Below are 21,601 nucleotides of genomic sequence, written 5' to 3'. Positions count from 1 at the left end.
CCATGCATGTGAAGCGATTGACGGCGGCGGCCATCGGGCTCTGGCTGGCGGCCGCGGGCCTGGCCACGGCCGCCCCGATCCGCGCGCTGGACGGCCGCGCCCTCGCCCCGGCGGCCATCGACGGACGGGTGCGAGGCCTGATGCGGGCCAACGACGTCAAGGGTCTGGCCCTGGCCCTGATCCGCGACGGCCGGGTCGTCTATGTGCGGACCTACGGCCTGCGCGACGTCGAGCGCGATCTGCCGCTGGAGCCGGACACGGTGATGTACGCCGCCTCCCTGACCAAGGCGACGTTCGCCTACATGGTCATGCAGCTGGTCGACGAGGGAAAGGTCGACCTCGACCGGTCGATCGCCGACTACCTGCCCAAGCCCCTGCCCGCCTATCCGAAATACGCCGACCTCGCCGGCGACGAACGCTGGCGCCGGCTGACCCCGCGCATCCTGCTGGACCACACCACCGGCTTCCAGAACTTCCGCTGGCTCGATCCCGACGGGAAGCTGCGGTTCCACCGCGATCCGGGGACGCGCTACGGCTATTCCGGCGAAGGCGTAAACCTGATGCAGTTCGTCCTGGAGCAGGGCCTCGGCCTCGACGTGGGCCAGGAGATGCAGCGCCGCGTGTTCGACCGCTTCGGCATGACCCGCACAAGCATGCTGTGGCGGGCCGACTTCGCGGCCAATGTCGCGAACGGCTACACGGCCGACGGCAAGCTTCAGCCGCACGACCGGCGCGAGAACGTCCGCGCCGCCGGCTCGATGGACACCACCATCGCCGACTGGTCGCGTTTCCTGGCCGGCGTCGCCCGCGGCGAGGGCCTGAGCGCCAAGGCCAAGGCCGAGATGATCCGCCTGCAGGTTCCGATCGACAGCGTGCGGCAGTTCCCCACCCTGGCGCCCGAGACCACCGACGAGAACAAGGCCGTCCGGCTGGGCTACGGCGTCGGCTGGGGGGTGTTCGAGACCCCGTTCGGCCACGCCTACTTCAAGGAAGGCCACGACGACGGCACGAGGAACTACGGCCTATGCGTCGAACCGCGCCGGGCCTGCATCGTGCTGATGTCGAACAGCGACCGGACCGAGGGGATCTACAAGGCCCTGGTCGACGAGCTGATGGGCGATGTCGGCATGCCCTGGCGGTGGGAGAACTACATCCCCTACGACCTGGCGGCCAAGACCGGCCGATAGGCGGATCAGGCGATGATGTCGGGGGTCAGCTGGTCTTCCAGCCGCTGGATCTCGTCGCGCAGGCCGAGCTTCTTCTTCTTCAGCCGGGCGATCTGCAGCTGGTCGGGCATGGGCAGGCTCTCCAGCGCCTCGACGGCGGCGTCGAGGTCCTGATGCTCCTGGCGCATTTCGGCGATGCGGGCCCGGAGCCCCTCGTCGTTGGCGGGCGGCGTATCGTCGTGCATGCCGAACTTCCCCTGCCGGCGCGAACGGCGCCGGCGCGGATAAATATCGGGAGCCTCAGGCGGGGTAAAGCCGTCGCGCGAGTTCGGCGCACGCCGCGTGGGGAGCCGCGCCGCTCCAGACCGCGCAGGCCGCCTCCAGCGCCTCGGCCGGCGAAGGCCGCGCCCCGGCCGGCGGCGTCAGGGCCTCCAGCGTTTCGAGCAGCAGCCGCTCGGCCGCCAGTTCGACGGTCTTGACCTGCTCGCGCAGGGCCTCGCGCGCGGCGTCCGCCACCGGCGGAACCGGGGCCTTGATCCGTCGGCGCACGCCGCGCAGGGGCTCCACGGCCGCCGCGTTCCAGGATCGCGCCGCCGCGACCGCCGCCGAAAGGCCGGCCGCGTCGGGCCAGCGCCCCGCCCCCGCCGCCCAGGCCGCCCAGATCGCCAGCGGCGCGCACTGGCCATGCCGGTCCTGGAGGTCGAGGCAGGCCTCGGCCGCCCCCGGCCGGGCGTAGGCCTCCAGGGCCCAGGCCCACAGGCTCAAGCCGCGTCCTCCGGACCGCCGGCGACGGGGCCGACGTCGCGGCCCCAGCGCCGCACCGGGCTCCAGCTCAGGCCGAACAGGTCGAGCGAACGGCCGACCGACTGGTCGACCATGTCCTCCAGGCTGGTCGGACGGGCGTAGAAGGCCGGCAGGGGCGGCGCGATCACCGCGCCCATCTCGGCCAGCCGCACCATGGTGCGCAGGTGGCCCAGGTGCAGCGGCGTCTCGCGCACCATCAGCACCAGCGGCCGCCGCTCCTTCAGCGTCACGTCGGCGGCGCGGGTCAGCAGGCTGGAGGTCACGCCGGTGGCGATCTCGCTCATGGTGCGCACCGAACAGGGCGCGACGATCATGCCCAGGGTCGGGAAGGAGCCGGAGGCGACGGCCGCGCCGACATCGGCGGCGCGATGGACCACCGAGGCCTTGGCGTTGAGGTCGGCCGGCGACAGCCCGGTCTCCTGGGCCAGGGTCAGGACGGCGGCCTTGGACAGCACCAGGTGGCTCTCGACCCCCAGCTCGGCGCAGGCCTCCAGCACGCGCACGCCGTAGACGATCCCCGACGCCCCCGAGACGCCGACGACCAGCCGTGGTGGTTCCTTGCCCGGCATCGACGCCTCCCTCCTGCCTAAAGCCTATGCGGCGGAAACAGGGCGGACCCTGCAACCGAATGTGATCTGACTCCGCCGCGACAGCGGGTGTTTACTTCAAGCGCCAACAGCATGGAGGCGCAACCCATGGCCATCGAAGCTCGAATTCGCGAACTCGGTTCCCGGCACAAGACCCTCGAACGCGCCATCGAAGAAGAGATGCGTCGGCCGGTCTACGACGAGTTGCGACTTGGTGAGCTCAAGCGGCAAAAGCTGAGGTTGAAGGAAGAGATGGAGAATCTGAGGTCGCGGGTCCACTGACGACGAAGCGCCGGCCGAAGCGCGGCGCGCCGCCGCTTCGGCCCGGAGCGATCCTGTCCTGACATCCCGACCCGCCGACAGGGATGCGGCGGGTGTCCTCGCGATCGCAGACCGGCGGCCTCTTTGACGCCGCGCCTGCATCCGTTGTTTCTTTGTCAGTCCGTGCGGCGACGCGCGGGCGAGGCGGCGCTCTCCGCCCCGATCATGGCCAGCAGGGTCGCGCCGTCCAGCCATTCGACATTGTTGTCGCTGGAATAGACGAACCCTTCCGCCGCCGGCCGCGAGGCGACGCCGAGGCGCGGGCGCGGATATTCGGCGAAGTCCGGCTCGATGATGTAGCGGTCGTCCAGCTCCAGGGTGGCGCGGGCGTCGTCGCCCGAGATCATCACCTCGTGCAGCTTCTCGCCTGGACGGATGCCGACCGTCCGCAGCGCGGCCCCGGGGGCCATGGCGCGGGCCACCTCGGTGACCTTCATACTGGGGATCTTGGGCACGAACAGCTCGCCGCCCCGCATCATCTCCAGCGACGACAGCACGAAGTTCACCCCCTGATCCAGGGTGATCCAGAAGCGGGTCATGCGCTCGTCGGTGATCGGCAGCTCCGAGGCGCCCCCGGCCAGCAGCCGCCGGAACAGCGGCACCACGCTGCCGCGCGAGCCGGCGACGTTGCCGTAGCGCACCACGCTGAACCGGCTGCCGATGTCGCCGGACAGGTTGTTGGCGGCCACGAAGGTCTTGTCCGAGGCCAGCTTGGTGGCCCCATAGAGGTTGATCGGGTTGCAGGCCTTGTCGGTGGACAGCGCCACCACCCGGGCCACGCCGTTGTTCAGGCTGGCCCACACCACGTTCTCGGCGCCGATGACGTTGGTGTGGATGCATTCCGAGGGATTGTACTCGGCGGCCGGCACCTGTTTCAGGGCGGCGGCGTGGATCACCACGTCGACCCCGCGCAGCGCCAGGGTCAGCCGCGCCCGGTCGCGCACGTCGCCCAGGAAGAACCGCAGCTTGGCGAAGACCTCGGCGGGCAGGCGCGCGCGCAGGTCCTCGGCCATCTCGTACTGTTTCAGTTCGTCGCGCGAGAAGATGATCACCTTCCTCGGCGCGTGGTCGCGCAGGGCGACGTCGACGAAGCGGCGGCCGAACGAGCCGGTGCCGCCGGTGATCAGGATCACCTTGCCGTCCAGCACCCGTCCGCTCGGCGCGAAGGCGCGCAGGGCCGCCGTCGCGTCCTTTGATCTCGCCTCGCCCACGTCCACGCCCCTCGACAGCGAATCACCGGGGCTCATCCTCGCCCAAGCCGGGCGCGGCTCCTAGCGGCCCAGCTCGTAGGGCCCGCCGCGCTCCAGGGCCCGGCGGTAGGCCGGCCGCGCGTGCAGCCGCTCCAGATAGGCCGCCGCCGCCGGTCGCCCGGCCAGCCTTCCGGTCGCCGCCGCGGCCTCCAGCACGAAGCTCATCTGGATGTCCGCCCCGGTCAGGGCCTCGCCGACCAGATAGTCGCGACCGGCCAGGGCGGCGTCGACATAGGCTAGGTGGTTGTCGATCTCGCCGAAGATGCGCGGGTGCAGCGGCGCGCCGGCCTCGCCCAGGCGGCCGACATAGAGCAGCAGCAGCAGGGGCAGCATGGCCGAGCCCTCGGCGAAGTGCAGCCAGTGCAGATAGTCGGCGCGGCCCGGCGCGCCCGGCGGCGGGCCCAGCCGGCCCTGGCCGTGGCGCTCGATCAGATACTCGACGATCGCCCCGGATTCGGCCAGCCGCAGGCCCTCGGCCTCGACCACCGGCGACTTGCCGAGGGGATGGACGGCCTTTAGCTCGGGCGGGGCCAGCCGCGTGACGGCGTCGCGTTGATAGGGAACGATCTCGTAGTCGAGCCCCAGCTCCTCCAGCAGCCAGAGGATGCGCTGCGAGCGCGAATTGTTGAGGTGATGGACGGTGATCATCGGCGTCTCCCTGCGGCTGGCGCATGGGATCACGGCCGCGCCGCCGACGGCAAGCGCCGCGCCGGGAGGCCGCCGGCGCCCGGCGACGATTTCCACCTCAGATGGGACTTTCAACCACGCCAAACCCATCGAGAGTTGTGCTAGCGTGGCCGCCGACCAAACAGGACGGGGTGCGCCATGATTTTCTTCAGACTGCTGGCCGGGATCATCGTCTTCGCCGGTTACGCCCTCTACGGCGATCAGAAGATCCGCGACGAACACTACACCAAGCCCCTGGCCAAGATGCCTGTGTACGCCTTCGCCCTGTACCAGCAGATGCTGTCGGCCGCCCTGACCGGCGCTTCGCTGTCCATCTCCGAGATCAAGCAAGTCCGGCTTGAGATCCTCTCGATGCTTTCGCAGGGCGCGGTGGAGCAGCGGAACCACGAGATGCGGAAGGTCCGGGAACAGATATCGCCCCTGGGCCGGCTGCTGTCGTGGTTCCTCAAGCAGAAGGGCCTGAGCTACCAACAGATCGAGGAGAAGTACGCCAAGGCCTTCAGCAAGGACGAGCAGGAACTGCACTTCAAGATCATCGAGTCGGCTTCGCGGTCCAACCCCAGCGTCTTCGGCAAGCTGGTGTCCAAGCTGACCGGCTGGTTCGGCGGCGGCTCGTCCTCCTCGGCCGCCTCAAGTTCTTCGTCTTCGAGTTCGTCGTCGACGCCGACGCCGACGCAGCCGATCCGCGCCAACCTCTAACCCGGCGAGATCAATCGCCGGCGGGCGACAACCCGCGCGGCAAGGGCGAGGGCGCGCCGAGCGCCAGGGCGGCGACGTGCTCGGCCAGCAGCGGCGCGGTGGAGAAGCCGCGCCCGCCCAGGCCGGCCAGCACGAACAGGCCGGGCTCGCCCGCCGTCCCGGCGAGGGGAACATGGCCCGGCGTCGCGGCGCGGACGCCGACGCGCGCCTCCAGGAAAGCTTCGTCCAGGGTCCGGGCCAGGGCCGGCCGGGCCTTGGCCAGGAGCGCCAGGTTGCGGCGGTCGTCGGCCGGCCGCCGGTCTAGCCCGAGATCGCCGCGGTCGTGCGTCGCCCCGAACAGCACGCCGCCGTCCCGGGTCGGCGCGGCGTAGCCGCCCCAGGCGGCGGGGACGCCGTCGAACGCCGCCGTCGGCGGCGCGGTCCAGGCCACCTGCCCCCGCACCGGCGACAGCGGCAGGTCCGGGACGAGGTCGCGCGTCGCCAGCCCCCCGGCCAGGCAGACGATCTCGGCCTCGGCGACAAGGGCGCCGGCCGCGTCGAACAGGCGCCAGACCCCGCCGTCGCGCTCCAGGCGCGCGACCCGGGCGCGGACCGGGGCGATCCCGTCCAGCCACGCCGCGATCAGGCGGGCCGGTTCGACGACGAGGGCGTCCGCGAACCACAGGCCGCCGCGCCCGCCCTCGACCTCGCCCAGGGCGGCGGCGACCTCGGCCGGCGAGCGGCGGGCCAGCGCCCCCGGCTCGAACAGGTCCGAGGCGGCGACGCGGTCGAAGCGGGAGGCGTCGCGGTCCGCCGCCTCGACCTGCAGCACGCCCCGGGCGATGACGGCCTGCGGCGCCGTGCGCGAGATCAGGTCGACGGCGCGGCGGAAGGCGTGGGCGAACAGGGCGGCGACCCGGCCGCCGCCGGCGTCGAGGCGGGGCGTGACCAGGGCGGCGGGATTGCCCGAGGCCCCGGCGCCGGGATGCTCGGCCTCGATCGCCAGGGGCGCGGCCCCCAGGGCGCGGAAGGCGCGGACCAGACTGGCGCCGGCGATCCCCGCGCCGACCACCGCCACCCGCGCGGGGGCGGCGGGGGCGGCGGCCTCGCCCGGCCAGACAGCCTCCAGCCGCTCGCGCTTGCGGCCATGGCCGGGGCGCTTGTCGACCGCGAAGCCCTGGGCCGCCAGCCCGCGCCGCACGGCGCCGGCGACGGTGAAGGTGGCCGCCCGCGCGCCCGGCGCCGAACGCGCCGCGACCAAGGCCAGAACCTCGTCGCTCCACATGCCGGGATTGAGCGCCGGCGAGAAGCCGTCGAGAAACCAGGCGTCGGCGGCGCCGTCCCAGGCGGCCAGGGCTTCGGCGGCGTCCATCACCGCCACGTCGAGGACGGCGTCCAGCTCGGGCAGATCGACGCGGTGGAAACCCCTCGCCCGGCCCGGCCAGCGATCCAGCAACAGCCGCGCCGTCGCCGCCAGCTCCGGCCAGGCGTCCAAGGCCCGCGCCGCCTCGGCGGCCGACATCGGAAACGCCTCGACCGAGAAGACCTGCAGCCGCCCGCCAGGCGGCCGCTCCCGCGCCCACAGGTCCAGCAGGGCGACGATGTTCAACCCGGAACCGAAGCCCAGTTCGCCCGCCACGAAGCGCGTCCGGCCGCGCCAGGCCTCGGGCAGGCCGCAGCCATGCAGATAGACGGCGCGGGATTCGGCCAGGCCGTCGGCCAGCGAATAGTAGACGTCGCCGAACCGGCGCGAGCGGGGGGCGCCGTCCTCGCCCCACTCCAGGTCGGCCTGGGCGAACTGGGCTTGGGCGGGCTCGGCTTGCTCGGCGGGGCGCGGCGCGTCGTCGGTCATGGCGGCCTGCAAACCCCGGATAGGCCCGCAATGCAAGAAGGGCCGCCCCGAGGGGCGGCCCTTCCACAGCTCAGGCTGGACGCCGAAGCTTACTTCTTTTCGGGCTTGGCCGTGCTCATCGCCGAGTCGGCGGCGGCCTTGGCCTTGTCGCCGGCGGTCTTGGCGGCCTCGCCCGCCGTCTTGGCGGAGTCGGCGGCGGTCTTGGCCGCGTCGCCAGCGGCGGCGGCGGCGGTGGAGGCGGCCTGGCCGGTGGCGGCGGCGGCGTCGCCGGCGGCCTTGCCGGCGTCGGCGGCGGCGGCGGCGGCGGTGTTGGCCGCGTCGGTGGCCGAGGTCGCGGCGGTGTTGGCGGTTTCAGCCGCCTGGGTGGCGGCGGCCGAGGCGTCGTTGGCCTTTTCGGCGGGCTTGCCGCAGGCGGCGACGGACAGGGCGGCGACGGCCGCGCCGGCGACCATCATCTTGCGCAGAATGTCGGAGGTCATAGTCCTGGCTCCCTTTGGAGGTTAGAGCGCGTCGTTGAGTCTCGCGCCCCCCGCCGGCGAGTAAGCCCCCATTTCCAGGACCCGGCAAGACGGTTCTGCGACCCTCCGCTCACGGCGGGTCGTTCCGCGCCGAAACGGCTTCGGGCGGGCGCGCCGCGACGGGCGGCGGCGAACGGGCGGTCAGACCGCGTCGTTAGGAATGGCGCCGAGCGCCTCTTCGAGCTCCAGGAAGCTGGGCTGCGAGGGGGAGGGAACGTTGCCGCGGCCGATTTCGACCGAAATCTGGGCGGCGTTGCCGTGAAGATGGGCGACCAGCACCGACTGGATGATGCGGTAGAACGCGCCCTCCTCGTCGACGACGTCCTTCAGACGCTGGGCCATCGGCCCGACCAGGCCATAGGCCAGGAACACGCCGAGGAAGGTGCCGACCAGGGCGCCGCCGATCATCGCGCCGAGCACGGCCGGCGGCTCGGTGATCGAGCCCATGGTCTTGATGACCCCCAGCACGGCGGCGACGATGCCCAGCGCCGGCAGGGCGTCGGCCATGTTGGTCAGGGCGTGGGCCGGGGCCAGGGCCTCGTGGTGATGCTTTTCGAGCTGCTTCTCCATCGCGTCCTCGACCTGGTGGGGGTCCTCCAGGTTCATGGTCATCATCCGCAGGGTGTCGCAGATGAAGGCGACGGCGAAGTGGTCCTTCATCACCTTGGGATAGCGCGAGAAGATGGTGCTCTCTTCCGGGCGTTCGATGTGGCTCTCCAGGGCGATGACGCCCTTGGACTTCATGGTCTTGGTCAGCAGGAACAGCAGCGACAGGAGGTCAGTGTAGTCCGACGCCTTCCATTTCGGGCCGCTGAAGATCTTCTTGAAGCCGCCGCCGGTGGCCTTGATCGTCGCCATCGAGTTCGAAATCAGGAACGCCGCCACGCCGGCGCCGCCGATGGCCATCAGCTCGTGCGGGGCGGCCTCGAGGATCACCCCGATCTTGCCGCCCGACATGATGAAGCTTCCGAACACCAACCCGAACAGCAGGACGATGCCGATGATCTGGAACATGTAGCGCGTGACCCCCGAGGCGGCGCGGGCTCGCCGTTTCGACGGCCGCGGGATACCCACAATCAACGTTAATGTTTAATTCCGCGTTTGCATTGCGCCCTGGGCCGCCTCCGACTAATCAACGTTCAGGGAGGAGAGGGAGAGCGGGATCAACCCGCCCCGGCCAACGCTCTGATCATGATCGACATCGTCGCCGTCAGCGAACGCGACCGCCGTCGCGCCTTCGGCATCCTGTTCGCGGTCTCCATCGTCACGTCGCTGGGCGTCACCGGCATGCAGTCGATCCTGCCGTCCATCGGCCGCGAGATCGGCATTCCCGACCCGATGGTGGCGGCGATCTTCTCGCTGTCGGCCCTGCTGTGGGCGGCCACCTCGCCGATCTGGGCGCGGCAGGCCGACCTGCGCGGCCGCAAGCCGATGATCATCCTCGGCCTGGCCGGCTTCATGATGTCGATGCTGTGCTGCGGCCTGGTGGTCAGCGCCGGCCTGAGGCATCTGGCCGCGCCGGCGGCCATCTTCGTGCTGTTCCTGTTCGCCCGCGCCCTGTTCGGCACCTTCGGCTCGGCCGCCAGCCCGGCCACCCAGGCCTACATGGCCGAGCGCACCGGCCGCGACCAGCGCACCGAGACCATGGCGGCCCTGGCCGGCGCCACGGGCCTCGGCACCATCATCGGCCCGGCGGTGGCCCCCCTGTTCATCCTGCCGATCGTCGGCCTGGCCGGGCCGATGTACACCTTTGCCCTCATCGCCCTGGTCACGCTGGTGGTCGTCGCGCGCGGCCTGCCGGAGGCCTGGGCCGGTCCGCGCCGGCTGACCCCCGGCCAGGAGCGGTTCGTGCCGGCCGCCGCCAAGGCCGAGGGCAAGCTGCGCCCCCTGTGGCGCGACCCGCGCCTGACGCCGTTCCTGGTCTACGGCTTCCTGATCGCCTCGTGCCAGACCGCCAACACCCAGATTCTCGGCTTCATGATCATCGACAAGCTGCACCTGCCGCCGCTGAAGGCGCAGGGCTTCATCACCGTGGCGATGATGACCGGGGCCATCGCCGGCGTGCTGGCCCAATGGGGCCTGATCCGCATGTTCCGGATGAACCCCAAGCACCTGCTGCGCTGGGGCGCGGGCCTGGCGGCGGCCGCCTGCCTGATGATCGCCCTGGCCCCCGACTACTGGAGCGTGGTGGTCGGCTACGCCCTGGCGGTGCTGGGCTTCAGCTTCGCGCGGCCGGGCTTCACCGCCGGGGCCTCGCTGGCGGTGAGCGGCGAGGAGCAGGCCCGCGTCGCCGGGGCCATAGCCGCCGTCAACGGCGTCAACGTCGTGCTCGGCCCGGCCTATGTGAAGCTCTATGAAATGGTCCACGCCGCGCCGTTCCTGCTGAACGCGGCGATCCTGGCGGCGATGCTGGCCTACGCCTTCCTGAGCCAGCCGCTGCGCAGCGCCGGCGAGAACCCGGCCACCGACGCCGACGCCGCCCTCGCCACCCTGGAGCGCACCGAGGAGGGCTCGTGAAGCCGCCTCAGCGTCCGGTCGGCGGCGACGCCGGCTGCGGCGCGGGGACGGGGGACGGGGCGGCGGCGATCCCGGCCTCGGCCCTGAGTTGCTGGATGACCGACGCCGACAGGTAGCCGTCGGCCGGCAGGCGCCGCGCCTTCTGCCAGGCGCGCAGGGCCGCGCGGGTGTTGACCCCGACCACCCCGTCGGCCGAGCCGGGATCGAAGCCCAGCCTGGCCAGGGCCTGCTGGGCGGCCACCCGGTCGGCCAGCGACAGCGGCGTCTCGTAGGGCCAGGGCGCGACCAGCGGCCCGCCGCCGGTGAAGCGGTCGGCCAGCATGCCCGCCGCCAGGGCGTAGGCCAGCGAGTTGTTGTACTTGCGGATGACGAAATGGTTGGGGAACAGCAGGAAGGCGGGCCCCGCCGCGCCGGCCGGCAGCATCAGCTGGGCCTCGGCCAGGGAATCGGCCTCGCTCCAGCCGTAGCCGTCCGCCGGCCTGACCCCCAGCGCCGCCCAGGCCGCCGGGGTCTGCCTGGGCCCCTCCGACAGGCCGTAGTCGAACCCGGCGGGCAGGACCACTTCGCGCGCCCAGCCCTCGCCGCGCCGCCAGCCCGCCTTGGCCAGCAGGTTGGCCGCCGAGGCCAGGGCGTCGGCGGGCGAGCCCCAGATGTCGCGGCGGCCGTCGCCGTCGCCGTCGACGGCGGTGCTGAGGAAGGTCTCGGGCACGAACTGGGTCTGGCCCATGGCCCCCGCCCAGGAGCCCTTCAACTGCGCCCGCGTCGCCTCGCCGGAAGCCAGGATGCGCAGGGCGGCGATCAGCTGCAGCTCGGCCCAGTCGCGGCGGCGGCCGTCATAGGCCAGGGTGGCCAACGAGCGGACGGTGTCGAAATCGCCCTGCACCGCCCCGAAGGCCGATTCCATCGCCCACACCCCGAGCAGGATGTCGCCGGGAACCCCGAAGCGGCGAGAGACGTCCGGCAGCCAGGTCAGGCTCTCGCGCTTGCTGCGGCCGATGGCGACGCGGTCGTCCGAGACCACCCCGCGCAGGTAGTCGCCCACCGGCTTGGAGAATTCAGGCTGGCGGCCGTCGAGGGCGACGACCTTGGGGTTGGGCGTCAGCCCGGCCAGCTCGCGGTCGATCACCGCCTGCGGCACGCCGGCCCCGGCGGCCCGGGCGCGGAAGGCCGAAAGCCAGGCGTCGAAGGCCGCGTCGCCGCTGGAGGCCGGCGCGGCGGCGGCCGGGGCCGGAGCCGCCGGGGCCTGGGCGGTCTGGATCTTCAGCGGCGGGGTCGGGTCGGCGAGACCCGCGGCCGCCATCAACATGAAAGCGCGACGATGCATCATCATAGGCTAACGCGCATCGGCGACGGTTCAACGGGGCCCGGTTCTGACAAGGCCGTGATTGACTCCGGGCCGCCTTGAAACTATAGACCCGCCCTCCAGATCAACCGGCCGGTCTGATTGCGCGCCCGTTCGCGCGCGGATCGCCACGCGAAACTAACGAGACGAAAGTCATGAAGGTCAGAAGCTCGCTGAAGTCCCTTAAGAGCCGCCATCGCGACTGCAAGCTCGTGCGCCGCAAGGGCCGGATCTACGTGATCAACAAGACCGATCCGCGCTTCAAGGCCAAGCAAGGCTAAGAACCGCGTCGTGTCCGCCGAACGTCCCAGCGCCGTCGTCTGGGACGTCGGCAATGTGATCGTGCGCTGGGATCCGCGCACCCTCTATTCCAAGATCTTCCCCGACGCCGCCGAGCGCGACTGGTTCCTGAGCCACGTCTGCACCATGGCCTGGCACGCCGAGACCGACCGGGGCCTTTCCTTTTCCGAAAACGTCGCCCGGCTGAGCGCCGAGCACCCCGAGCACGCCCCGGCCATCGCCGCCTGGCGCGACCGCTGGTGGGAGATGTTCTCCGGCCCGATCGACGAGACCGTCGCGGCCATCGAGGACCTGCACGCCCGCGACGTGCCGATGTTCGGCCTGACCAACATGCCGGCCGAGACGGCCCAGCAGGTGTTCGCCATGAGCCCGGCCTTCGGGCGGCTGTCCGACATCGTGGTCTCGGGCGTCGAGGGCCTGATCAAGCCCGAGCCGGAGATCTACCACCTGACCGCCCGCCGGGCCGGCCGCGCGCCGGGCGAACTGCTGTTCGTCGACGACAACCTCGCCAACATCGAAGCGGCCCGCGCCCTCGGCTTCCACGTCCACCTGTTCGACGACCCGGCCGCCCTGCGCCCGGCGCTGGAACGCTGCGGCCTGTTGTGAGACGGCCCGCGCGCGGGTAGGAAGCGCGGCCTTTTCCTCTCCCGCGACTCGGAAGACCCTTTCGCCATGTCCGAAGATCAAGTCACCGTCGACATCCTCAACGCCACCGCCCAGACCCGCCTGAAGACCATCATCGAGCGCGTCGAGCGCCTCGAAGAGGAGAAGGCCGAGGTCATGGCCCACATCAAGGACGTGTTCGCCGAGGCCAAGGGCGAAGGCTTCGACGTCAAGGTGCTGCGCAAGGTCATCCGCATGCGCAAGCAGGACAAGGCCAAGCGCCAGGAGGAAGAGGCGCTGATCGACCTCTATCTGTCCGCCATCGGGGGTCTGTGAGGAAAGGCCCGCCCGACGCCAAGGCGCAGGCCAGACGGGCCGCGCTGAACGCGTTGAAGCGCGCGCGGCGGACGGCCGCGCGCAAGGGCGTCGAGCTCTCCGACTGGGAGGGCGAATTCCTCGGCTCGGTTGAGGACCGCATCAAGACCTATGGCCGCGCCTTCGGCGACCCGGACAAGGGCGCGCCGGGCACGATCCTGTCGGTGCTCCAGGGCGTCAAGCTCAAGGAGATCGCCGCCAAGGCCAAGGGCGAGAAGAAACCCATGGCCCGCGGCAAGGGTTTCCGCCGCAATGGCGCGCCCGCCGCCGCGACCGACGGCGAGGATTAACATTTCGGGCGCCCCGAACAGGGTTAAACTCGCGCCCGTGAGCCAAGCCGCCCCCTCCTTCCTGCCCTATGGCCGCCAGGCGATCGACGACGACGACATCGCCGCCGTCGCCGCCGCCCTGCGCTCGGATTTCCTGACCACCGGCCCGCGCGTCGAGGCGTTCGAGGCGGCGTTCGCCGAGGCGGTCGGCGCGCCGCACGCCGTGGCCTGCGCCAACGGCACCGCCGCCCTGCACCTGGCCATGCTGGCCCTGGACGTCAAGCCGGGCCAGGTCTGCATCGTCCCCTCGACCACCTTCGTCGCCACCGCCAACTGCGCCCGCTTCGTCGGGGCCGAGGTGGTGTTCGCCGACGTCGACGCCGACAGCGGCCTGATGACCCCGGCCACCCTGGCCGACGCCCTGCAGCGGGCCGTAGGGGCGGGGCGCAAGATCGCCGCCATCCTGCCCGTCCACATGACCGGCGCGGTCGTCGACCTGCCCGCCCTGGCCGCCCTGGCCCGCGAGGACGGTGCCGTCCTGATCGAGGACGCCTGCCACGCCGTCGGCTCGACCATGGACTTCGAGACCGGCCCGGAGCGTGTCGGCGACAGCCGCCACAGCGCCGCGACCTGCTTCAGCTTCCATCCGGTCAAGACCATCGCCACCGGCGAGGGCGGCATGGTGACGACGGGCGATCCGCGCCTGGCCCGGCGCCTGCGCGCCGCGCGCAGCCACGGCCTGACCCGCGACCCGGACAGCTTCGCCCAGGCCGACCTCGCCTTCGACGGCGGCAACGACCCGAACCCCTGGTACTACGAGATGGCCGAGGTGGGCTTCAATTACCGCCTGCCCGACGTGCTCTGCGCCCTCGGCCTCAGCCAGCTCGGCAAGCTGCCGGCCTTCGTCGCCCGCCGCCGGGCGCTGGCGGCGCGCTATCGCGACCTGCTGGCCCCGCTGGCCCCCATGGTGCGGGCCGCGCACGAGCCGGCCTGGAGCCGCGCCGCGCCGCACCTGTTCGTGGCCCTGATCGATTTCGAGGCCGCCGGCCGCTCGCGCCGGGCGGTGATGGCCGACCTGCAGGCCAGGGGGATCGGAACCCAGGTCCACTACATCCCGGTGCATCGCCAGCCTTATTATCGCGCCCTGGAGCCGGACCTGCACCTGCCCGGCGCGGACGCCTGGTACGGGCGCTGCCTGTCCCTGCCGCTGTTCCCCGGCATGGCCGACGACGATCCCGCCCGCGTGGTCGAGGCCCTGAAGGAGGCGCTGCGCCTGTGACCGCCGCCCCCTTCGTAGAGATCGCCGGCCGCCGCATCGGCGAGGATCAGCCGCCCTTCGTGATCTGCGAGCTGTCGGGCAACCACAACGGCTCGCTGGACCGGGCCCTGGCCATGATCGACGCCGCCGCGGCCACCGGCTGCGACGCAATCAAGATCCAGACCTACACCCCCGACACCATCACCATCGCCTCGGACCGCCCGGAGTTCCGCATCGCGGGCGGCCCCTGGGGCGGGCGCACCCTGCACGACCTCTACGGCGAGGCCTACACCCCCTACGAATGGCACGCGGCCCTGTTCCGGCGGGCGCGCGAGCGCGGCGTGACCCTGTTCTCCACCCCCTTCGACGAAACGGCGATCGAACTGCTGGAGAGCCTGGACGCCCCCGCCTACAAGATCGCCTCGTTCGAGGCCGTCGACCTGCCGCTGATCGCCAGCGTCGCCCGGCGCGGCAAGCCGATGATCATCTCGACGGGCCTCGCCAACCTCGCCGAGATCGAGGAGGCGGCGGCGACCGCCCGGGCCAACGGCTGCGCGCAGCTGGCGCTGCTGCACTGCGTCAGCGCCTATCCGGCCCCGATCGCCGAGGCCAATGTCCGCACCGTCGCCGACCTCGCCGCCCGCTTCGGCGTCGTCGCCGGCCTGTCGGACCACACGCCCGGAACCGCCGCCTCGGTCGCCGCCGTGGCCCTGGGCGCGGCGGTGATCGAGAAGCACTTCACCCTGGCCCGCGCCGACGGCGGCCCGGACGCCGGCTTCAGCCTGGAGCCGGACGAGTTCGCCGCCCTGGTCCGCGACTGCAAGGACGCCTGGGCGGCCCTGGGCCGCGCCCACTACGACCTCAAGGGCTCGGAGGCGGCCAACGCCCAGTTCCGCCGCTCGCTTTACGTCGTGGCCGACGTCGCGGCCGGCGAGGCGCTGACCCCGGCCAACATCCGCTCCATCCGCCCCGGCCACGGCCTGCCGCCCAAGGCGCTGGACCACGTGCTCGGCCGCCGCGCCGCCCGCGATCTCAAGCGCGGCGAGGCCCTGGCCTGGGAGATGGTCGAAGGGGCCTAGAGCCGCGCCAGCAGGGCCTCGGCGACGCGGCCGGCGCCCAGGCCGTCGCACAGGGCGGCCGAGCGCGCGGCCAGGCCGCGCCGCAGCGCCGGCTCGCCGGTCAGCCGGCGGAAGGACCGCGCCAGCGCCGTCTCGAAGTCCGGATCGTCGATCGCCAGCGGCAAGGTCGCCCCGGCGGCGGCCATCCGCTCGGCCCCGCGCCGCTGGTTGTCGGCGAGCACCAGGGTCAGGGCCGGCAGGCCGAGCGTCGCCCGCTCCCAGGCCGAGCCGCCGCCGGCGCCGACCGCGATGTCGGCCTCGGCGCACAGGGCGGCCATGTCCGGCGCGTCGACGCGCAGGTCCAGCCGGGCGTCGGCCGCCGCCATGGCCTCCAGCGCCGCCAGGCTGGGCGCGCCACCGCCCAGCGCCACCACCATCCGGGCCGGGCCGAGCAGCGGCGCCAGGGTCCGCGCCACGCGCCCGCTGACCCCGCCAAGATCGGTCAGGCCGAGCGAGACCAGCACCGTCGAGACCGGCCCGGCCGCCTCCCGCCGGGCCAGGGCGGCCGGGCGAGCGCGGGCGAAATCCTCGCGGATCGGGGCGTAGCCCGGCCCCGCCAGCACCGTCGCGCCCTCCGGGACCAGCGCGGCATAGTCCTCGAGCATCCGCCCCAGACCGCTGTCGACCAGCAGATCGCAGGCGTGCGGGCGGTCAGCCAGATCGTCGAGCGCCAGGACGGGCCGCCCGCGGGCCGCGCGGGTCTCGTCCGCGGCGGCCAGGGCGTAGCCGTCAAACACCAGGGCGTCGGCCGGGATGGCGTCGGCGAACGCGGCGGCCGACGCCGCCAGGTCCTCGCCCGGGGCGGCGACGCGGACCAGGGCGGCCTCGCGGCCCGGCCCGGCGCGCTCCCAGCCCCCGCCCAGCACCGAGGCGGCGATGGCGGCCGCCCCCGACGGGACGACGAAATCGGTCCGCGCGCCGCGTGCGCGCAGCGCCTCGGCCAGGGTGCGGCATCGCATCAGGTGGCCGCCCCCGATCCGGGGGCCGCCGTCGACGACGAAGAGGATGCGATGGGTCATGCCCGGTTATCGCCCGGCCGCTCGCGCGCCGCCAGCCGCCGCGCGCGCCGGCGGCGCGCGGGCGGCCTGCCCCATATTGGGCGCCCCGAGGCTGGAGACCGGCGGGCCGGGCGACCATCCTTCTCCTGCGCCGGAACGGACGGCGATCCTGTTGCGGCTAGGGGCCGGCATGAGCGAAGTGCGGATCTGGATCGACGGGGTGATGGCCTGCTGGGACGGCGAAGGCGGCGGCTGGACCCGGCTGGCCGACACCCTGGCGCCGTCCTTCGCCGACCTCGCGCCTCAGCTCGACGAATGGGAGACCTTCTGGTCGGCCAAGGCGGCCTGCGAGCCGGTGATCGACGTGCGCGACCTGGGTTTCGACGGCGAGGACGCGCGCAACGCCGACTGGCGGTTCCGCTCGCGCCGCTGGCGCCTGCTGCACGGCGACGAGCCGCCGACCCCAGGGGCGACGCCGAGCGGCTATTCCGTCCATCGGTTCGACGACGGCTGGGTGCTGCAGGACGACGTGTTGAACCGCCCGGCGCTGCTGATCGCCGGGCGCCGCTGACGCCCGCCGGCGCGGTTATTTGCGGCAGTCGCCGACGCGGACGGCGTCGATGTCGGCCGCGTTCTCGATCGTGCGGCCGCCGATGGTCGAGGTGGTCTTGAACGTACCCGAATAGCGGTTCGGCGGACTGAGGGTGAAGCTGACCTCGGCCACCCCGCTGACGCCATGGCCGTTGCACACCGTCCTTTGCCGGGCCGTCGAGCCGCTGCGGACCCAGGGGTCCGGCCGGCACTCGGGATTGTCGGGCCGGTCGTTGCTGAACAGCTTGCCCGCGCGGCCGAAATCGGCGGGGCCAAGACAGCGTTCGCTGCGCCGCTCGGGCCGCGCCACGCCGTTGGCCTTGGGCCGGATGGTCTGGGCCCAAAGGCCGCTCTGCATCCGGGCGGCGAGGTCGGGAAGGGGCGACGGCGCGCTCGCGGACTGGGCGGCGGCGGCCCCGGCGAAGGCGACGAAGACGACGGTCGGTAGCCAGCGGATGGTCATGGAAAACTCCCTGCCTCAGTGAGAAACCGGCGCGGACGGCCTCGTCGCCCGCCCGCGCCGCAGCGGATCAATCGCCGAAGGTGTAGGTGGCCCCGCCGACGAAGCCGGCGTCGGACTTGCCGTAGCTGGGCGCGTAGGTGGCCGAGACGTTGTAGCGCCACTTGCCGTCGGTCGAGGTGTGGGCGAGGCCCAGCGCCAGCCCGGTCTGGCCGTGATAGAGGGCCAGCGCCCCGCCGAGCGAGGTCTTGCCCGGACGGTCGTCGAAGCGGATGCCGCTGGCCGCCAGGGCCAGGGCGGTGCCGGCCCTGGCCTGCTCGATCACTTCGTTGGTGCGGTTGTCGGTATAAGCCATCTGGGCCAGCTGGGACTGGTTGAGCTGGCTGACATTGACCGCGTCCGTGGGCGCCGTCCCCGCCGCCACGTTGACGATCCTGCGCTCGGCTCCCGCCGCTCCGACCGAGACGGTGTTGGCCTGATTGGCCACCGACCCCTGGCCCAGGGCCACGCTGTTGGCCGCCGTGGCCTGGGCGTTCTGGCCGAGAACCGTGGTGTTGGCCGCCGCCGCGTGCGCCGATTCGCCGACCGCGACGCTGTTGGTCGCCGTCGCGTCGACCAGGCTGTTGGCGCCGAGAGCGGTCGAGCCGTCGGCCGCCACCGTCGACATGAAGCCGATCGCGGTGTCGTTCGGCCCGACGGCCAGGGCCCCCGCGCCGACGCTGACGGCGCCCTTGCCCCCAGCCCGGCTGAAGCCGCCCAGCGCCACGCTCAGATCTCCCTGCGCGAGGGACACCGCCCCGAGGACGGTGCTGCCCACGCCCATGGCCATACTGTTGTTGCCGGTCACCGTGGCGTAGTTGGCGCCGGCGATGCTGCCTGAGCCCAAGGCGGTGGTCTGCTGGCCAGTCGCGCTGGCCTTGGCGCCGAGCGCCATGGCGTTCAGCCCCGCCGAGCTGGCCTGGTCGCCGATGGCGAGGTTGTCGGCGCCCGTCGCCTTGGCGGCCTGGCCAAGAGCGATCGCGCCCTTGCCCGACGTCACGGCCTGCGTGCCGATGGTCACGGCGTTGTCGCCCTGCGAGGCGGCCAGCGCGCCGATGGAGATCGAAGCGTTCCCGGCCGCGCTGGCCCCGGCGCCGGCCGCGATGGCCTGGACCCCGGAGGCGGAGGTGTCGCCGCCCAGCGCGACGGCCTGCTGGCCCAGGGCCTTGGCGTGGTCGCCGACCGCCACGGCGCTGTCGCTGGCCGCGCTATAGGCCCCGCCAGCGAAGGAACTGCCGCCGGAGGCGCTCGCGGCGGTCCCGATGGCGGTCGCGCCGCTGCCGGCGGCGTTGGCGCTGGACCCGACAGCGGTGCTGTTCTGATCGGAGGCGACGGCGTTCGCGCCATAGGCGCTGCTCTGCAAACCGGAGGCGGTCGCCGTGAAGCCGGTCGCCGTGCTCGAGTCCCCGCTCGCGGCGCTGTGGTCGCCGACCGAGATGGACGAGAGCCCCGACGCTTTCGAGACGGTTCCCACGGCGACGCTCTGATCGCCGCTCGCCTGGTTCATATTGCCGACCGCCACCGAGCTGACGCCGGATGCGGCGGCGGCGTGGCCTACCGCGATGGCGACGGCGCCCGAGGCGTTCGAATCGATGCCCACGGCGGTGCCGTCGAAACCCTGGGCCGAAGCATGGAAGCCGAACGCGCTGCCCTGCACGCCGGCCGCCGCGCTCGCCCCATACGCGGACCCTCCTGTGCCGGTCGCCTGGGCGTTATCGCCCACAGCCGTGGTTTCCATTCCACTGGCCGACGCCGGGTTGCCGCCCGAGCCCATCGCGACCGACCCCAATCCCGTCGCGACCCCGCCGCTGCCCGCCGGCGCGTATTGCGCGGCCGCGGGGTTCGCGGCCAGACCCAGCGCCGCGCAGGCCGCTCCCGCCAGCAGACGCCGGGCGCCCCGCCCGACCATCGCTCCGATGCCAATGTTTCCCATAAGCTACAGCCCCGTTTCATGTTCCTCTCATGCAGGGCTAGCGGTTCGGGGCGCGGACCACGTCAAAGGAACCTTTGAGACGGCCTTCGGCGCGGGCCGGGTGGAGACCTAGATCGGCAGGGTCATCTGGAAGAACTGCCGCACCAGATCGGCCTGTCGGGTGGTCTCGGTCTTGAAGAAGATGTGGTTGAGATGGGTGCGCGCCGTCGCCTCGGCGATGTCCAGCCGGCCGGCCGCCGCCAGCAGGCCCTCGCCGCGGATGATCTCGACCAGCAGGCGGATCTCGGCGGCGGTCAGGTCGAAGCACTTGCCGAAGGCGGCGGCGCGGCGGCTGAAATCCGACGACGGGTCGAGGATGAACATCGCCGCCGCGGCCAGCGGCCCGCCCAGGCCCTGGTCCTCGGCCTTGAGCGGCAGGATATGGGCGACCAGGGCCGGCAGGCCACCCTCGCGCGGCAGGGCCAGCGTCGCGCCGCCGCCGGTCTCGGCCGCCGCCTGGACGGCGGCGCGCAGGCGGTCGTTGAGGGCCGGCGTCGGCGTCGACAGCCGCCCCTGGCCCACGCGCAGGCTCTTCTGGCCGCGCAGCAGGGCTTCGGCGCGGGCGTTGGCGAACAGCACGCCGCCGTCGGCCGTCAGCAGAAGCGTGGCGAACCCGGCGGCCTGCATGGCCTGGTCCAAGGCGTCGCGGGCGCTCCGCGCCTCGCCCAGCAGCCCCTGGATGGCGTAGACGCGCTTGAAGTGCGGCGCGGCCCGCCGCAGCAGGCGCAGGCCGGCCAGATCCAGCTCCACGGCCGAATCGGACCGCCACAGCGCCAGGCCGCCGACATTGACCGCGTCCCAGACCAGATCGACGCCGACGATGTCGATCCAGTCCTGCGGCCGGGCCCATTCGTTGAAATATTCCGACGCCCGGTAGCCTTCCGACTGGGTGACGCTCCAGCCGTGGCGGACGCCGCCGGGGGCCGGCCGCCGGGTCAGCGGCGTCAGCGGGCAGATCTTCGCGTAATGCTCGCGATAGAGGTCGTTGTAATAGGGATCGACATTGTAGGCGGCCCCCACCTGCATGTAGCCGCACCGCCGGAACGAAATCCCCGCCGACACCGAATTGGTGCTTTCGGCCACGGTCTTCAGCACCCGGCCCCAGGCGGCGGGGTCGAGGGCGCAGTCGTAGATGTCGGCGATCAGCCGGTCATCGACGGTCGGTGACATCGCTGGATTGGCCCCGCAGCTAGGAACGAACGCGAAGGCTAACCCCGCACGGCGCCCCGTGGCCAGCCCGATGGCCGGCCCGGCGCGCGAACGCCGCTCCGGCTCACCCCGCCATCGCCGCGCGCGCCGCCGTCGCCCGCTCGGCGAGCGGCCCCGGCGCGATCATCGCCAGCTCGTAGCCGAGGTCGCGATAGGTCTCCTCGTGCACGGCCTCGAAGCGCAGGGCGTCCTCGAAGGTGATCCGCCGCACCGGCGTCGGCGCGCAAAAGCCGATGTTGCGCACGAACAGCACGCGCCGGCTGTAGATCCGTCCGGCCCGGACGCGCTCCAGTTCGGCGAGCAGCGCCGCCGTCGGCGGGCGGCCCAGGAAACGGCAGAGCGCCAGGGTGCAGACGGGCGAACGGTCGAACACCTGGACCTCGTCGGGCCAGGTCTCGGCGCGGCGCTGGCGCGCGGCCTGCAGGGCGACGATGGCGTCGATGAAGCCGGGCGAGGCCTCCGGCCGCGCCTCGCCGCGGGCCAGGGCCAGGGCGACGATGTCGGTGGCGGCCTCCTCGATCACCGCGAAGCCGTCGATCTCCAGCTGTCGCAGCAGCGTCGACTTGCCGGCGCCCGGGGCGCCGGTGAGGATGTGGCGGGGCATGAGGAGCCTCCGGGGCCGCCACGACGATGTCCGTACGCGCGGAGCGAGGACGGACGCAGGTCCCGAGCCAACGGCAGCGGCGG

25 protein-coding genes are annotated in these 21,601 nt (G+C 72.6%); 11 read left to right on the top strand and 14 right to left on the bottom strand.

Annotated elements, in window-relative coordinates; all coding sequences use genetic code 11:
- The first annotated feature begins 2 nt into the window (after window positions 1-2).
- On the top strand, window positions 3-1,187 hold the full coding sequence (locus C5708_RS07570; protein WP_242919510.1) for a serine hydrolase domain-containing protein: 1,185 nt from the start codon (window positions 3-5) through the stop codon (window positions 1,185-1,187).
- Window positions 1,188-1,192: 5 nt separating this feature from the next.
- Here C5708_RS07570 and C5708_RS07565 read toward each other — a convergent pair whose 3' ends face one another.
- The 3 genes from C5708_RS07565 to C5708_RS07555 are packed head-to-tail and all read right to left on the bottom strand — an operon-like array spanning window position 1,193 to window position 2,539.
- Window positions 1,193-1,411: a DUF465 domain-containing protein gene (locus C5708_RS07565; RefSeq protein ID WP_242919508.1), complete on the bottom strand. Its 219-nt coding sequence runs from the start codon at window positions 1,409-1,411 to the stop codon at window positions 1,193-1,195.
- Between the two features lie 55 nt (window positions 1,412-1,466).
- Window positions 1,467-1,931, bottom strand: a complete 465-nt coding sequence (locus tag C5708_RS07560) for a TIGR02444 family protein (protein WP_242919506.1) — start codon at window positions 1,929-1,931, stop codon at window positions 1,467-1,469.
- Complete coding sequence (locus C5708_RS07555) at window positions 1,928-2,539, bottom strand: UbiX family flavin prenyltransferase (RefSeq protein ID WP_242919504.1); 612 nt, start codon at window positions 2,537-2,539, stop codon at window positions 1,928-1,930. Before C5708_RS07555 ends, C5708_RS07560 begins: the two co-directional genes overlap by 4 nt.
- Window positions 2,540-2,665: 126 nt before the next feature.
- On the opposite strand from C5708_RS07555, the gene C5708_RS07550 reads away from it, so the two are divergent.
- Entirely contained in the window at window positions 2,666-2,839 is a 174-nt protein-coding gene (locus C5708_RS07550) for a DUF465 domain-containing protein (protein WP_242919502.1), read from the top strand.
- Window positions 2,840-2,994: 155 nt separating this feature from the next.
- On the opposite strand, the gene pseB is transcribed toward C5708_RS07550, so the two are convergent.
- Window positions 2,995-4,125 carry a UDP-N-acetylglucosamine 4,6-dehydratase (inverting) gene (gene pseB / locus C5708_RS07545; protein ID WP_242919500.1) on the bottom strand — a complete coding sequence of 377 codons (1,131 nt, stop codon included), beginning with the start codon at window positions 4,123-4,125 and terminating at the stop codon, window positions 2,995-2,997.
- 24 nt (window positions 4,126-4,149) lie between these two features.
- The gene (locus C5708_RS07540; protein ID WP_242919498.1) at window positions 4,150-4,776 is read right to left on the bottom strand and encodes a glutathione S-transferase; all 627 of its coding nucleotides are present in this window, start codon (window positions 4,774-4,776) and stop codon (window positions 4,150-4,152) included.
- A 177-nt stretch (window positions 4,777-4,953) separates the two neighbouring features.
- On the opposite strand from C5708_RS07540, the gene C5708_RS07535 reads away from it, so the two are divergent.
- Window positions 4,954-5,514 (top strand): hypothetical protein, encoded by a 561-nt coding sequence (locus tag C5708_RS07535; RefSeq protein ID WP_242919496.1) that lies wholly within the window; start codon window positions 4,954-4,956, stop codon window positions 5,512-5,514.
- Between the two features lie 10 nt (window positions 5,515-5,524).
- Here C5708_RS07535 and mnmD read toward each other — a convergent pair whose 3' ends face one another.
- From mnmD to motA, 3 genes are all read right to left on the bottom strand, one after another.
- A complete protein-coding gene (gene mnmD / locus C5708_RS07530; protein ID WP_242919494.1) occupies window positions 5,525-7,345 on the bottom strand; it encodes a tRNA (5-methylaminomethyl-2-thiouridine)(34)-methyltransferase MnmD in 1,821 nt (606 codons plus the stop codon).
- 89 nt (window positions 7,346-7,434) lie between these two features.
- On the bottom strand, window positions 7,435-7,824 hold the full coding sequence (locus C5708_RS07525; RefSeq protein WP_242919492.1) for a hypothetical protein: 390 nt from the start codon (window positions 7,822-7,824) through the stop codon (window positions 7,435-7,437).
- Between the two features lie 180 nt (window positions 7,825-8,004).
- On the bottom strand, window positions 8,005-8,877 hold the full coding sequence (motA, locus tag C5708_RS07520) for a flagellar motor stator protein MotA (RefSeq protein WP_242919490.1): 873 nt from the start codon (window positions 8,875-8,877) through the stop codon (window positions 8,005-8,007).
- Window positions 8,878-9,054: 177 nt separating this feature from the next.
- On the opposite strand from motA, the gene C5708_RS07515 reads away from it, so the two are divergent.
- A complete protein-coding gene (locus tag C5708_RS07515) occupies window positions 9,055-10,380 on the top strand; it encodes an MFS transporter (RefSeq protein WP_242919488.1) in 1,326 nt (441 codons plus the stop codon).
- A gap of 7 nt (window positions 10,381-10,387) precedes the next feature.
- Here C5708_RS07515 and C5708_RS07510 read toward each other — a convergent pair whose 3' ends face one another.
- The gene (locus C5708_RS07510; protein ID WP_242919486.1) at window positions 10,388-11,710 is read right to left on the bottom strand and encodes a lytic murein transglycosylase; all 1,323 of its coding nucleotides are present in this window, start codon (window positions 11,708-11,710) and stop codon (window positions 10,388-10,390) included.
- A 167-nt stretch (window positions 11,711-11,877) separates the two neighbouring features.
- Here C5708_RS07510 and ykgO point away from each other — a divergent pair, with 167 nt between their 5' ends.
- The 6 genes from ykgO (at window position 11,878) to pseI (ending at window position 15,606) form a co-directional block, all read left to right on the top strand.
- On the top strand, window positions 11,878-12,003 hold the full coding sequence (gene ykgO, locus C5708_RS07505) for a type B 50S ribosomal protein L36 (protein ID WP_099620601.1): 126 nt from the start codon (window positions 11,878-11,880) through the stop codon (window positions 12,001-12,003).
- A gap of 10 nt (window positions 12,004-12,013) precedes the next feature.
- Window positions 12,014-12,628 carry an HAD family phosphatase gene (locus tag C5708_RS07500; RefSeq protein WP_242919484.1) on the top strand — a complete coding sequence of 205 codons (615 nt, stop codon included), beginning with the start codon at window positions 12,014-12,016 and terminating at the stop codon, window positions 12,626-12,628.
- 66 nt (window positions 12,629-12,694) lie between these two features.
- Window positions 12,695-12,961, top strand: a complete 267-nt coding sequence (locus C5708_RS07495; RefSeq protein WP_242919482.1) for a DUF2312 domain-containing protein — start codon at window positions 12,695-12,697, stop codon at window positions 12,959-12,961.
- Window positions 12,958-13,290, top strand: a complete 333-nt coding sequence (locus C5708_RS07490) for a hypothetical protein (RefSeq protein ID WP_242919480.1) — start codon at window positions 12,958-12,960, stop codon at window positions 13,288-13,290. The genes C5708_RS07495 and C5708_RS07490 overlap by 4 nt, the downstream gene beginning before the upstream one ends.
- Window positions 13,291-13,327: 37 nt before the next feature.
- The gene (pseC, locus tag C5708_RS07485; RefSeq protein WP_242919478.1) at window positions 13,328-14,548 is read left to right on the top strand and encodes a UDP-4-amino-4,6-dideoxy-N-acetyl-beta-L-altrosamine transaminase; all 1,221 of its coding nucleotides are present in this window, start codon (window positions 13,328-13,330) and stop codon (window positions 14,546-14,548) included.
- The gene (pseI, locus tag C5708_RS07480; RefSeq protein ID WP_242919476.1) at window positions 14,545-15,606 is read left to right on the top strand and encodes a pseudaminic acid synthase; all 1,062 of its coding nucleotides are present in this window, start codon (window positions 14,545-14,547) and stop codon (window positions 15,604-15,606) included. The genes pseC and pseI overlap by 4 nt, the downstream gene beginning before the upstream one ends.
- Here the strand turns inward: pseI and pseG are convergent.
- A complete protein-coding gene (pseG, locus tag C5708_RS07475) occupies window positions 15,603-16,664 on the bottom strand; it encodes a UDP-2,4-diacetamido-2,4,6-trideoxy-beta-L-altropyranose hydrolase (protein ID WP_242919474.1) in 1,062 nt (353 codons plus the stop codon). The two genes, pseI and pseG, sit on opposite strands and share 4 nt — an antisense overlap.
- A gap of 169 nt (window positions 16,665-16,833) precedes the next feature.
- On the opposite strand from pseG, the gene C5708_RS07470 reads away from it, so the two are divergent.
- Window positions 16,834-17,214, top strand: a complete 381-nt coding sequence (locus tag C5708_RS07470) for a hypothetical protein (RefSeq protein WP_242919472.1) — start codon at window positions 16,834-16,836, stop codon at window positions 17,212-17,214.
- Between the two features lie 15 nt (window positions 17,215-17,229).
- On the opposite strand, the gene C5708_RS07465 is transcribed toward C5708_RS07470, so the two are convergent.
- The 4 genes from C5708_RS07465 to C5708_RS07450 form a co-directional block, all read right to left on the bottom strand.
- On the bottom strand, window positions 17,230-17,697 hold the full coding sequence (locus C5708_RS07465) for a DUF3617 family protein (RefSeq protein WP_242919471.1): 468 nt from the start codon (window positions 17,695-17,697) through the stop codon (window positions 17,230-17,232).
- A 67-nt stretch (window positions 17,698-17,764) separates the two neighbouring features.
- Complete coding sequence (locus C5708_RS07460) at window positions 17,765-19,390, bottom strand: YadA-like family protein (protein ID WP_242919469.1); 1,626 nt, start codon at window positions 19,388-19,390, stop codon at window positions 17,765-17,767.
- 384 nt (window positions 19,391-19,774) lie between these two features.
- Window positions 19,775-20,875 (bottom strand): hypothetical protein, encoded by a 1,101-nt coding sequence (locus C5708_RS07455; protein WP_242919467.1) that lies wholly within the window; start codon window positions 20,873-20,875, stop codon window positions 19,775-19,777.
- 103 nt (window positions 20,876-20,978) lie between these two features.
- Entirely contained in the window at window positions 20,979-21,518 is a 540-nt protein-coding gene (locus C5708_RS07450; RefSeq protein WP_242919465.1) for an AAA family ATPase, read from the bottom strand.
- Between the last annotated feature and the right edge of the window lie 83 nt (window positions 21,519-21,601).

The organism is Caulobacter sp. CCUG 60055, assembly GCF_022750545.1.
Taxonomy (GTDB): domain Bacteria; phylum Pseudomonadota; class Alphaproteobacteria; order Caulobacterales; family Caulobacteraceae; genus PUIC01.
This window is presented reverse-complemented; position numbering and strand designations above follow the sequence as displayed.

What these genes read in the sequence shown, in the direction of transcription:
- C5708_RS07470 (WP_242919472.1), top strand. Translation starts at nt 16,834, where the DNA reads ATGAGCGAAGTGCGGATCTGGATCGACGGGGTGATGGCCTGCTGGGAC.
- ykgO (WP_099620601.1), top strand. Translation starts at nt 11,878, where the DNA reads ATGAAGGTCAGAAGCTCGCTGAAGTCCCTTAAGAGCCGCCATCGCGAC.
- pseG (WP_242919474.1), bottom strand. Translation starts at nt 16,664, where the DNA reads ATGACCCATCGCATCCTCTTCGTCGTCGACGGCGGCCCCCGGATCGGG.
- C5708_RS07515 (WP_242919488.1), top strand. Translation starts at nt 9,055, where the DNA reads ATGATCGACATCGTCGCCGTCAGCGAACGCGACCGCCGTCGCGCCTTC.
- C5708_RS07525 (WP_242919492.1), bottom strand. Translation starts at nt 7,824, where the DNA reads ATGACCTCCGACATTCTGCGCAAGATGATGGTCGCCGGCGCGGCCGTC.
- C5708_RS07510 (WP_242919486.1), bottom strand. Translation starts at nt 11,710, where the DNA reads ATGATGATGCATCGTCGCGCTTTCATGTTGATGGCGGCCGCGGGTCTC.
- C5708_RS07450 (WP_242919465.1), bottom strand. Translation starts at nt 21,518, where the DNA reads ATGCCCCGCCACATCCTCACCGGCGCCCCGGGCGCCGGCAAGTCGACG.
- C5708_RS07555 (WP_242919504.1), bottom strand. Translation starts at nt 2,539, where the DNA reads ATGCCGGGCAAGGAACCACCACGGCTGGTCGTCGGCGTCTCGGGGGCG.
- mnmD (WP_242919494.1), bottom strand. Translation starts at nt 7,345, where the DNA reads ATGACCGACGACGCGCCGCGCCCCGCCGAGCAAGCCGAGCCCGCCCAA.
- C5708_RS07550 (WP_242919502.1), top strand. Translation starts at nt 2,666, where the DNA reads ATGGCCATCGAAGCTCGAATTCGCGAACTCGGTTCCCGGCACAAGACC.
- pseB (WP_242919500.1), bottom strand. Translation starts at nt 4,125, where the DNA reads ATGAGCCCCGGTGATTCGCTGTCGAGGGGCGTGGACGTGGGCGAGGCG.
- C5708_RS07540 (WP_242919498.1), bottom strand. Translation starts at nt 4,776, where the DNA reads ATGATCACCGTCCATCACCTCAACAATTCGCGCTCGCAGCGCATCCTC.
- C5708_RS07570 (WP_242919510.1), top strand. Translation starts at nt 3, where the DNA reads ATGCATGTGAAGCGATTGACGGCGGCGGCCATCGGGCTCTGGCTGGCG.
- C5708_RS07565 (WP_242919508.1), bottom strand. Translation starts at nt 1,411, where the DNA reads ATGCACGACGATACGCCGCCCGCCAACGACGAGGGGCTCCGGGCCCGC.
- motA (WP_242919490.1), bottom strand. Translation starts at nt 8,877, where the DNA reads ATGTTCCAGATCATCGGCATCGTCCTGCTGTTCGGGTTGGTGTTCGGA.
- C5708_RS07455 (WP_242919467.1), bottom strand. Translation starts at nt 20,875, where the DNA reads ATGTCACCGACCGTCGATGACCGGCTGATCGCCGACATCTACGACTGC.
- C5708_RS07495 (WP_242919482.1), top strand. Translation starts at nt 12,695, where the DNA reads ATGTCCGAAGATCAAGTCACCGTCGACATCCTCAACGCCACCGCCCAG.
- C5708_RS07535 (WP_242919496.1), top strand. Translation starts at nt 4,954, where the DNA reads ATGATTTTCTTCAGACTGCTGGCCGGGATCATCGTCTTCGCCGGTTAC.
- C5708_RS07465 (WP_242919471.1), bottom strand. Translation starts at nt 17,697, where the DNA reads ATGACCATCCGCTGGCTACCGACCGTCGTCTTCGTCGCCTTCGCCGGG.